Source organism: Streptomyces capoamus (assembly GCF_014654935.1).
Lineage (GTDB): Bacteria > Actinomycetota > Actinomycetes > Streptomycetales > Streptomycetaceae > Streptomyces > Streptomyces capoamus.
In genome coordinates, this window is the sequence record NZ_BNBF01000017.1 from 29079 (window position 1) to 39674 (window position 10596).

At 75.8% G+C, this 10596-nt stretch carries 11 protein-coding genes and 1 pseudogene; 6 read left to right on the forward strand and 6 right to left on the reverse strand.

The window, feature by feature from the left end; translation table 11 throughout:
- From IE312_RS41745 to IE312_RS24690, 5 genes and pseudogenes are all read right to left on the reverse strand, one after another.
- The coding region (locus tag IE312_RS41745; protein ID WP_268254350.1) for a formyltransferase family protein at positions 1–735 on the reverse strand (735 nt) is incomplete at its 3' end.
- Between the two features lie 66 nt (positions 736–801).
- Positions 802–1170 (reverse strand): hypothetical protein, encoded by a 369-nt coding sequence (locus IE312_RS24675; RefSeq protein WP_189984518.1) that lies wholly within the window; start codon positions 1168–1170, stop codon positions 802–804.
- A 163-nt stretch (positions 1171–1333) separates the two neighbouring features.
- Positions 1334–1564 (reverse strand): annotated as a pseudogene (locus IE312_RS24680) (hypothetical protein); the annotation flags it as partial.
- 66 nt (positions 1565–1630) lie between these two features.
- Complete coding sequence (locus IE312_RS24685; RefSeq protein WP_189984520.1) at positions 1631–2155, reverse strand: hypothetical protein; 525 nt, start codon at positions 2153–2155, stop codon at positions 1631–1633.
- Positions 2156–2310: 155 nt separating this feature from the next.
- Positions 2311–3600 (reverse strand): FAD-dependent oxidoreductase, encoded by a 1290-nt coding sequence (locus IE312_RS24690; protein ID WP_189984521.1) that lies wholly within the window; start codon positions 3598–3600, stop codon positions 2311–2313.
- Positions 3601–3753: 153 nt separating this feature from the next.
- On the opposite strand from IE312_RS24690, the gene IE312_RS24695 reads away from it, so the two are divergent.
- From IE312_RS24695 to IE312_RS24710, 4 genes are all read left to right on the forward strand, one after another.
- Positions 3754–4245, forward strand: coding sequence for a DUF1360 domain-containing protein (locus IE312_RS24695; protein WP_189984522.1), 492 nt, complete (start codon positions 3754–3756; stop codon positions 4243–4245).
- Positions 4246–4395: 150 nt separating this feature from the next.
- Complete coding sequence (locus tag IE312_RS24700; protein WP_189984523.1) at positions 4396–4827, forward strand: DUF2267 domain-containing protein; 432 nt, start codon at positions 4396–4398, stop codon at positions 4825–4827.
- A gap of 154 nt (positions 4828–4981) precedes the next feature.
- Entirely contained in the window at positions 4982–5431 is a 450-nt protein-coding gene (locus IE312_RS24705) for an ANTAR domain-containing protein (RefSeq protein ID WP_189984524.1), read from the forward strand.
- A 137-nt stretch (positions 5432–5568) separates the two neighbouring features.
- Positions 5569–6750 (forward strand): AI-2E family transporter, encoded by a 1182-nt coding sequence (locus IE312_RS24710; RefSeq protein ID WP_189984525.1) that lies wholly within the window; start codon positions 5569–5571, stop codon positions 6748–6750.
- Positions 6751–6805: 55 nt separating this feature from the next.
- Here the strand turns inward: IE312_RS24710 and IE312_RS24715 are convergent, their stop codons facing one another.
- Complete coding sequence (locus tag IE312_RS24715) at positions 6806–7204, reverse strand: ArsR/SmtB family transcription factor (RefSeq protein WP_189984526.1); 399 nt, start codon at positions 7202–7204, stop codon at positions 6806–6808.
- A 128-nt stretch (positions 7205–7332) separates the two neighbouring features.
- Here IE312_RS24715 and IE312_RS24720 point away from each other — a divergent pair, with 128 nt between their 5' ends.
- Entirely contained in the window at positions 7333–9486 is a 2154-nt protein-coding gene (locus tag IE312_RS24720; RefSeq protein WP_189984527.1) for a heavy metal translocating P-type ATPase, read from the forward strand.
- A 39-nt stretch (positions 9487–9525) separates the two neighbouring features.
- Positions 9526–10596: FUSC family protein (locus IE312_RS24725; protein WP_229900398.1), on the forward strand; the 1071-nt coding region annotated here is incomplete at its 3' end.

Here is a 10596-nt window from a genome sequence, read left to right on the forward strand (position 1 = left end):
GCCGTCGCGGGTGGCCCGGCAGACGGCGCCCGCGCGCTGGGCCAGCAGGGCGCCGGGGCGGCCGCGCAGCTCGTCCTCGGGGTGGCCGCCGTGCAGGAACACCTCGTGGCCGAGGAGTTCGTCGAGGACGCCCGGCTGGGAGTCGGCGCCGCGCAGCTTGCGCAGGACCGTCTCGGTGTCGTCGCGTTCCCAGTCGATGCGGCGCCGCTCCTGGCGGTGGTAGTCGCGCCAGACGACGGTGACCGACTCGTCGGTCTGCGGGAGCGGTTTGTGGTCGCCGTCGGCGTAGCGCCGTACGGCCGTCAGGACGGCGGTGACGGCGGCGTCGGAGGCCTCGTTGCGGTAGAGGTCGCTCTTGCCGACGGGCGGTACGGGGAAGGGCTCGGCCGCCCAGACCGGGCCCGCGTCCATGCCGGCCTCCGCCTGCAGGACGGTGACGCCCCACTGCGCCGCCCGGCCCTCGATGGCCCAGTCCAGCGAGGACGGGCCGCGGTCGCCGGGCGGGCCGGGGTGCACGATCAGGCAGGTGTGCTCCCGCCAGACGTCCTCCGGCAGGGCCGTGCGGAGCATCGGCGCGACGATCAGATCGGGGCGCGCCTCGCGCACGGCGGCCCGGACCGGGTCGGGGCCGTGCGTGGCGAGGACGACGTCCACCTGGTGCCCGTGGTCCGTGAGTTCGGCGTACAGGCGCTGGGAGAGGCTGTTGAACGCGCTGGCGACGAGCAGAATGTCCATGACACGGCATGGTCGTCCCTCCGCGGAGTGCCGGGAAGAACCGCCGCGGCGTTTCGTCGCCCCGGGTCAGGTCTCTTCCTCCATCCGGATCGCCTTCCGCAGGTCCTCGTACGCCTGGGCGGGGTCGTCCCGGTGCCCCTCCAGCAGGGCCGCGGCGATCGCGTCCAGCTTGCGCTGGACCGCGTGCTCGGCACGGACCTCGGCGTTCTTCAGCAGGGCCAGGAGGAGCAGGGTGACCGCCGTCATGGACTCACCCGCGAGGAACAGCACCTCGACCGGCAGGCGGGCGAGGTGCGAGGCGATGAAGAAGCCGACGAGCAGCAGGCAGAACAGGAAGAACAGCGGTGAGCTGGTGAAGTTGGAGGCGTACTCCGCGAACTGGTCGAACCGGCCGCGGCTGGGGCCGCCGCGGTGGACGGGATTCTTGAAGGTCACGGCCGAGCCATTCCCCGCCGCGGGCACGCCCGCGCCCCCGGCCGCCGTCCGGGTGGCGGACGACCGACCGCGCGGCGAAGGGGAGGCAACGGGCCGGCCCGGCGGGCTGCCGGCCGGCGGGTGCGGTCCGGAGCCGCCGGTCGCGCCGGTGCGACGGGGGCTCTCAGGCCGCCAGGGAGCGTCCCGGGGCCAGGCGGTCCAGGAGCTGGGCATGGTGCAGGCCGGCCACGGGCGCCAGCAGGTCCGGGTGACGCAGCAGAGCGGCGGCACGGTGGTCACCGTCGTCGGGGCTGAGCAGCCGGCGGAACTCGACCGGCGCCCCGGTGTGCTCCCCCTCGCCCAACGCGGCCACGGCCAGCGCCGCCAGGCCGGCGTCGGCGAGCAGCGCGGCGGCCCGGCGGGGCTGTCGGCCGGCGGGTGCGGTCCGGAGCCGCCGGTCGCGCCGGTGCGGCGGGGGCTCTCAGGCCGCCAGGGAGCGTCCCGGGGCCAGGCGGTCCAGGAGCTGGGCATGGTGCAGGCCGGCCACGGGCGCCAGCAGGTCCGGGTGACGCAGCAGGGCGGCGGCACGGTGGTCACCGTCGTCGGGGCTGAGCAACCGCCGGAACTCGACCGGCGCCCCGGAGTGCTCCCCCTCGCCCAGCGCGGCGACGGCCAGCGCCGCCAGCCCGGCGTCGGCGAGCAGCGCGGCGGCCCAGCTGGCCACGACCTCGTCGACCCAGGTGCGCCAGGCCCACTCCTCGGCCGGGTGATCCTCGGCCGGCTCGGCACCGGTGATCCAGTCGAGGCGGGCCGCGCCGCCGGGACCCGCGAGGGTGACCAGACCGGCGTCGATCGCGGTGGGGTAGCGCAGCCAGGCCGCGACGGTCACCGCCTGCCGGGCCTGCGCCTCGCACAGTGCGTGGGCCAGCGCGCCGCCGCAGGGCGGGTAGGCCGCCGTCAGCCAGCGTGCCGTGGCGGCGATCAGGGGGGACAGGTCAGTGAGCACAGCCGGGCCGTCCGAGGTGCAGGGGTACAGGGCTCGACGCAACGGTAGCCCGGCACGGGCCACGGCCGGGAGGGAGTGCGAAGCAGCTCATATGTGACCTGACGCACGCCCTGCCGGGGGTCCGGTCGGACGGCCGTGGCACGGCCTGGAGGCGGTCAGTCGCCGTCCCGGGGGCCGCCCCCGGGGGCCGCCCCCGGGGGCCGGGTCGCCGGTCGGCGGATCGCCGCGGCCGGCGGGCGTTCGCGCAGGGCGCCGTAGGCGATGAAGTACGCGGGGAGGCGGCGCAGCACGCGGGACCCGGCGACCAGGCCGACGAGGTGCCGGGCCCGGCCGGCGTCACCCAGGGGCGGCCGGCCGTCCAGGACCGGCGTGATGAAGCGGGCATGGGCCGCGCGCTGCAGGGTCTGGGCGAGGATCATGGTGGGCCGGCGACGGCGCTGGACCGCCCGTACGTCGCCCAGGCCCACGGTCCCGCGGCGCAGCGGTTCGGTCAGCAGGCGGGCGGCGGCCACCGCGTCCTGGACGGCGAGGTTGATCCCGATGCCGAAGACCGGGGACATGGCGTGCGCGGCGTCGCCGATGCACAGCAGTCCGGGGCGGTGCCAGCGGCGCAGCCGGTCGAGGTGGACGTCGAGGAGCTTGACGTCGTCCCACGAGCGCAGGGCGTCGGTCCGGCCGGCGGTCCAGGGGACGGCGGCGGCGAAGGCCGCCCGGAAACGGTCGAGGCCGGCGGCCCGGCGCGCGGCGTCGGTGCCCTTGGGGATGAGCGCGGCGCACTGCCAGTAGTCGCCCCGGTCGATCATCGCGGTGAGGAAGCCCTCGCCCGCGCCGGCGACCAGCCCGCTCGGGTCGCCCTCCTGGCGCGGCAGGCGGAACCACCAGGCGTCCATCGGGCAGGCGAAGCGGCGCAGGCGCAGTTCGGGGAGGGAGCGGGCCAGCGAGCCGCGGCCGTCGCAGGCGACGGTGAGGACGGCCCGCAGTTCGCCGGTGCGGCCGTCGCGCGTGCGGTAGCGCACCCCGGTCACCCGTCCGGACTCGACGAGGAAGGAGGTCGCCTCCGTGTCGGTCCGCAGCTCGAACGAGGGCTCGCGCCGGGCCTCGTCGGCGAGCAGGTCCAGCAGGTCCCACTGGGGCACCATCGCCACGTAGTCGTGGGGGCCGCGCAGGACCGAGAGGTCTCCGACCGTGACCGGTGAGCGGCCGGGTCCCAGGGGCAGCTGTACGGTGCGCACCCGGCGCTGCGGCAGCCGGGCGAAGGGTTCGGCCAGCCCCAGGTCGTCCAGCAGGGCGAGGGTCGACGGGTGGACGGTGTCACCGCGGAAGTCGCGCAGGAAGTCGGCATGCTTCTCCAGGACGGTCACCGCGATCCCGGCGCGCGCCAGCAGCAGGGCGAGCACCATGCCCGCCGGACCGCCCCCCACGACACAGCAGGTGGTCTTCTCCATCGCGGTCCTCCCCTTCGTCGGATTCGTCGGAGAAGTGCTCAAGAATTCATCATTCGATGAATAGGATACCGCCGTCCGCCCGGGAGGTCACGTGTCGCCCACGGGCCGGCGGGAACCGGCCGCACACCCGGACGTGAAGAGCGAGGAGGTCTCATGACCACGGACGCCGCACGCTACGACGAGCAAGGCGACACCCCACTGGGCGGTTACGCCGCCCTCGCCACCGTCTTCGCGGCGGGCGCCGGCACTTTCGCGCTGGTGGCCCGGCGCCGGGGCGTGCGGCTGCCGGAACAGGTGCCGCCCTGGGACGTGGCGCTGCTCGGCACGGCGGCGTACAAGGCGTCGCGGCTGCTCGCCAAGGACAAGGTCACCAGTTTCCTCCGGGCGCCGTTCACCCGCCGCACGGGCGAGGGCCGGGGCAACGAGGTCATGGAGGAGAGCCGGGGCACCGGGCTGCGCCGGGCCACCGGCGACCTGCTGTCCTGCCCGTTCTGCACGGCCGCCTGGGCCACCGGCGCCCTGGTCTGCTCCTACGCGGCGGCGCCCCGGCTGACCCGGCTGGTCTGCGGCGGCCTCGGCGCGCTGACCGTCGCGGACTGGCTCCAGTACGCCTGGACGGCGACCCAGCAGACGGTCGAGGGCTGAGGGAGCGGGGTACTCGGCGTTTGCCGCCCCCCAGGAGGACGCAGGAAGACGTCGCTAGAGGCGGGAACACGTCGGAAGACGTGGCAACACGCCGGGAGACGCGGGGAAGCGGACGTACGGTCGGCAGTGCGCACGGAAGGGACCGGTCTCATGCGGCACGACGAGATGATCGGAAAAGTGCAGGCGCTGGCCCAGCTGCCCGACCGGGGGACGGCCGAGCGGGCCGCGCACGCGGTCGCGCGCACCCTGTCGGAGCGGCTGCCCTCCGGGCTGGCCCGGCACGTGGCCGCCCAGCTGCCGCCGGACATGGCGGCCGCCATGCGGGAGGCGGCCGACGCGTCCGCCGCCCGCGACTCCGGCAAGGCGGGCGAGCGGTTCGGGCTGACCGCGTTCGCCGGGCGCATCGCCGTGCGCGCCGGTACCGACGAGGACACCGCACTGCGGGAGGCCGCCGCCGTCATGGAGGTCCTGGACGCCGCCCTGGCCCCGGAACTGACCGAGCGGATGGCCCACGCGCTGCCCCCGGACATCCGCGAGCTGCTGCCGGTGGCACGCGCGGTCCAGGAGAGCTGGGGCTACTGACCGCCGGCGACGGGCTGGACGGGCCGGCCGGGCACGGGCGCCCGCCGCGGAGCGGCACGGCGTGACCCGAACCCCGATACTGGGTTCAATTCGTGTGCAAGCGCCCACTGGGGGCAGGCGTGCAGTGACGCCCCCCACCCCGAAAAGGTGCTCCATGGCCTTCTTCGCCCTGTCCCGGCATCAGCCGCTGGTCCTGCTCTCCTCCACCGACCTCACGACCGAGTACGACCGGCTGCAGGTGGAGAACCGGCAACTGCAGCGCGCCGTCACCTCCCACGCCGTCATCGACCAGGCCATCGGCGCCCTCGTGGTGCTCGGGCTGATGGCCCCCGAGGACGCCTGGCGGGCGCTGCGGGACGTCTCCCAGCGCACCAACGTCAAGCTGCGCACCGTCGCCGAGCACCTCCTGGAGTACGCGCAGGGCGGGACATTGCCCGAGCCCGAACGGCTGGAGCTGGGGAGGGCGATCACTCGCTACCGCCGGTGCGCCGGGGACGCGCGGGCGCTCGGCGACGGTTTGGCCATGCCGGGCCACGACACCGACACCGACACTCGCAGTGACGGCGACGGACCCTCCCAGGCGGTGACGGCCGCCGGCGCCTGACCTTTTCCGCCCCACGGGTCCTGCACCTCTGCCACGCGGGTGCTCTCCCCGCGCCGCTTCTCGCGCCCTGTGCTTACGGTGCTGTGGAGGTGACCGGCCGTCGGCCGGCCGGTGCGGCGCGGGAAGGAGGCGGGAGCGTGGGCGGTGGGCGCCGGCGGACGGCCGGGCGGAACGGTCCGCGCCGGGCCGGGGTCGTCGTGCTGGGCAGCCGGCCGGCGTACTCCGTACGGCCGCCCGCCCCGACCCGGAAGGACCCGCCGGTACCGCCGGTACCGGCGGCCGAGCGGACAGTGCCGTGGCTGCGGGTCGCCGCCGCCTACGCCTGGCGGCTCATCCTCGTCGGCGTCGCCGTCTACGGCGTCTTCATCGTCCTCGGCAACTTCCAGCTGATCGCCGTCGCGCTGTTCCTGGCGCTGGTCGTGACGTCCGTGCTGCGCCCGGTGACCGATCTGCTCGCCCGGCTGCTGCCGAGGCCGCTGAGCGTGGCGGTGGCGCTGGTGGGCAGCCTGGTGCTGCTGCTCGGCCTGTTGGCGCTGGTGGGCAGCTCGGTGGCCGACGAGTCGAACCGGCTGGCCGGTGAGTTCCGCGGCGGTGTGCACCGGATCGAGGAGTGGCTGCAACGGCCGCCCTTCCGGCTCGGCCCCGGCGCGCTGTCCGCGCTGCAGGACCAGGTGGCCCGCTATGTCTCCGCGCACCGGGCGGCGTTGCTCAGCAGCGCGGTCGACGAGCTGGGCCGGGTGGTGGAGCTGATCACGGGCGCCGCGCTGGCACTGTTCGCCTCGGTCTTCTTCCTGCACTCCGGTGAACGCCTGTGGGGCTGGGCGCGCGAGCAGTTGCTGCCGAGCGGTGCCCGTCCGGTGTGGGACCGCGCGGGGCGGGCGGCCTGGCGGACCTTCTCGGGCTACACGCGCGGCATCATCATTGTGGCCGCCACCAACGCCGTGCTCGTGGGCGTGGGCCTGCTGGTGCTGCGGGTGCCGCTCGCGCTGCCGCTGACGCTGCTGGAGTTCTTCGCCGCGTTCGTGCCGCTGGTGGGCTCGCCGGTCGCCCTCGGGGTGGCCACGATCGTCGCGCTGGCCGGGCGGGGCCCGCTGACGGCGCTGGGCGTGCTGGTGCTCATCGTCGTGATCGGCCAGCTGGAGGGGCATGTGCTGCATCCGCTGGTGATGAGCTGGGCGGTACGGCTGCATCCGCTGGTCGTGGCCGTGTCGGTGATCGCGGGAAGCATCGTCGCCGGCGTGATCGGGGCCATTGTCGCGGTTCCGCTGGTCTCGGTCGTCTGGGCGGTGCTGAGCGCCCTGCGCGCGGTGCCGCCGTGACGGGTCCGGCCGGTCGGGGCGTCCTTCGCCGCGCCTCCCGGCCGGGGCGGGGCGGCTAGCGGGCGGTGCCGGACGGCGCCTGCTCCGGCAGGCCGGTGTCCACGCCGTCGCTGAGGCCCAGGCGCAGGTGTTCGATGTGGTAGACGGCCTGGTCGAGGAGTTCGGCGACGTGGCCGTCGTACAGGGCGTAGATCACCGAGCGGCCCTGGCGGCGGCCGACGACCAGGCCGAGGTTGCGCAGCAGCCGCAACTGGTGTGAGCAGGCGGACTGTTCCATGCCCACCTCGGTGGCGAGTTCGGTGGCCGCGCACGGCCCCTCACGCAGCCGGGACAGGATCAGGAGCCGGGACGGGGTGGCGAGGGCCTGGAGGGTGGTCGCCACGCGCGCGGCGCTGTCGGCGTCCAGGCGCGTGCGGGGAACCGCTGTCCGCGCGGGAGTTGCTCCATGGCCCATGTCCGCCATCATACAGACGACACTTGAAGAGTTCTTCATATGTACCTGTATGGTGGGCCCCTCGTCCGACGTCCGTCACCCGACGCCGTCGCCCACCGCCCGACGTCCGCCCGCCGAAGGGTCCCCCCATGTCCTCCGTCCTGACCGGCCGCCCCGCGCCCACCGGGCCCGCCCGCACCGAACCGGCCGCCGCCCGCCGCCGTACCCGGGTGCTCGCCCTGCCCGAGGCCCGCTGGGCGGCGGCGGCCACGGCGCTGTTCCTGCTCGGCCTGTCCCTGCGGCTCACCGGCGCGCCGGGCTGGACCTGGGGGGCGGCGTACGCGCTGGCCTACGCGGCCGGCGGCTGGGAGCCCGCCTGGGCGGGGCTGCGGGCGCTGACCGCCAAGACCCTGGACGTCGACCTGCTGATGGTCGTGGCGGCGCTGGGGGCGGCGGCCGTCGGCCAGGTGACGGACGGTGCGCTGTTGATCGTGATCTTCGCCACCTCAGGCGCGCTGGAGGCGCTGGCCACCGCCCGCACCGCGGACTCGGTGCGCGGCCTGCTGGACCTGGCCCCCGCGACCGCCACCCGGCTGCGCGCCGACGGGACGGAGGAGACGGTCGCACCGGCCGGGCTCACCGTCGGGGACACCCTGCTGGTGCGGCCCGGGGAGCGGATCGGCGCGGACGGCCGGGTGCTGGACGGGAGGAGCGAGGTCGACCAGGCCACCATCACCGGTGAACCGCTGCCCGTCGCCAAGGCACCCGGTGACGACGTGTTCGCCGGCACCCTCAACGGCACCGGCGCGCTGCGCGTGCGGGTCGGCCGGGACACCGCCGACTCGGTGATCGCCCGGATCGTACGGATGGTGCGGGAGGCGTCCGAGACGAAGGCGCCGACCCAGCTCTTCATCGAGAAGGCCGAGCAGCGGTACTCGCTCGGCATGGTCGCGGCCACGCTCGCCGTGTTCGCGGTACCGCTCGCGTTCGGGGCCGCGCTGACCGGGTCGCTGCTGCGGGCCATGACCTTCATGATCGTCGCCTCGCCGTGCGCGGTCGTCCTGGCGACCATGCCGCCGCTGCTGTCGGCGATCGCCAACGCCGGCCGGCACGGGGTGCTGGTGAAGTCGGCCGTGGTGATGGAGCGCCTCGGCGAGGTGGACGCGGTGGCGCTGGACAAGACCGGCACCCTCACCGAGGGCACCCCGCGGCTGACCGACGTCGTCCCACTGCCCGGTTCCGGCCTGTCCGAGCGGGAGCTGCTCACGCTCGCCGCGGCGGCCGAGCACCCGAGCGAGCACCCGCTGGCCCGGGCGGTGCTGGACGCCGCCCGCACCCGTGGCCTCACCGTCCCCACCGCGCACGACTTCGCCTCCGCGCCGGGCGTCGGGGTGAGCGCCGAGGTCGGGGGCCGCACGGTCGCGGTGGGCGCACCGGTCCGCCTGCTGGGCGAGCCGGCGTACGGTCCCGCGGGCCTCGAAGCCCCACGCGGCGCCGGGCGGGACGCGTGCGCCCAGGACACCGCGGGAGCGGTCGCCCCGGCGCCGGGCCGCTCCCCCGCCGCCCCCGCCCTCGCGCCCGCCGCCGACCGGGCCGCCGCCGTGGTCACCCGGCTGGAAGCCGGCGGCCGTACCGCCGTGGTGGTCCGGGTGGACGGGGTCCCGGCCGGGGTGCTGGGGGTGGCCGACCGGGTGCGGGCGGACGCCGTCGCCACGGTCGCCGCGCTGACCGCGCTCACCGGGACCCGTCCGGTGCTGCTCACCGGCGACAATCCGCGGGCCGCCGCCCGGCTGGCCGGCGAGGTCGGCATCCGTGACGTCCGGGCCGGGCTGCTGCCCGAGGACAAGGTGGCGGCCGTACGCGAGCGGCAGGACGCCGGGCACCGGCTGCTGGTCGTCGGGGACGGCGTCAACGACGCGCCGGCGCTGGCCGCCGCGCACACCGGTGTGGCGATGGGCCGCGCCGGATCCGACCTGGCGCTGGAGACCGCCGACGCGGTGATCGTGCGCGACGAGCTCGCCGCGGTGCCCGCCGTCGTGGCCCTCTCCAGGCGCGCCCGTCGGCTGGTCGCGCAGAACCTCGCCATCGCGGCGGTGTTCATCTGCGGCCTGGCCGTCTGGGACCTCGCGGGCGCGCTGCCGCTGCCGCTCGGGGTCCTGGGCCACGAGGGCTCCACCGTCCTCGTCGGCCTTAACGGCCTGCGGCTGTTGCGGGAGTCCGCGTGGCGCGCGGCGGCCCGCGCCGGCGCGGAGCGCGACCGACCGGACCGTCCCGCGCATCCGGGGGGCATGGACGGGACGTGAGGTGGCACCCGGTTCGCCGTGCGTGGAATACGACTGACCTTGCAGAACATACGACGGGTCTGGGCGGGACCGGGCCGTGAGCGGGACCTGGCCGTCCAGGCGGTGAAGGCCGCGCTGGCCGCGTGGGTGGCCTGGGCGGTGGCCGGCTGGTGGCTGCGGGCACCGGTGGCCTTCGTCGCCCCGTGGGTGGCGGTGGTGCTGGTGGAGTCCACCGTGTACCGGTCGATCGCGCGCGGGCTGCAGCAGCTCGGGGCGATCGCGGCCGGCACGGTCGCGGCCACCGCGGTCGGCCTGCTGCTGCACAGCACGGTGACCGCGATGGCGGTGGTCCTGCCCCTCGCGATGCTGCTGGGCCAGTGGCGGCGCCTGGGCAGCCAGGGCATCTACGCGGCCACCGGCGCCCTGTTCGTGCTCACGAACGGGTCCGTCTCCATCGCGACCTCCGCCGCCCGGCTCACCGAGGCGCTGTTCGGGGCGGTGGTCGGGATCACCGTGAACGCGCTGGTCCGCCCGCCGCTCTACCTGCACGACACCCGCACCGTGCTGCGCGATGCGACCGAGGAGGCCCATGACATCCTGCGGGACGTCGCGGACGGGCTGGCCCAGGGACGCTGGGACCCCGAGGAGGCGGCCGCCTGGCACGAGCGCGCGCTGCGGCTGCACGGACTGGTGGAGCAGGCCCGGTCCTCGGTCGAGTGGAGCCGGGAGAGCCTGCGCGTCAATCTGCGCCGCCGCCGCGCCGCCGCCGTGCCGCCGGACGACAAGTCGTACGACGACGCCCTCGTGGTCCTGGACTACGCGGCCGTGCACACCGCGGGCGTGACCCGCACCGTGCTGGAGGCCGCCACCGAGGACGGCCGGGCTCCCCGGCCGCATCCGGGCCCCGCCCGGCGGTACGCGGAGTTCCTGTGCCAGTCCGCCCACGCGCTGCGGCTGTACAGTCACAGCCGGTTCGGCGACGAGCGCGAGGACGAGCTGCGCGCGGCCGTGGCGGAACTGCGCGGCACACTCGACGAACTGCGGCGGGACCTGGTCCGTTCCACGACGGACGACCCCGACGAGGTCGCCACCTACGGTGCGCTGCTCGCCCAGGCCCACCGGCTGGCCGAC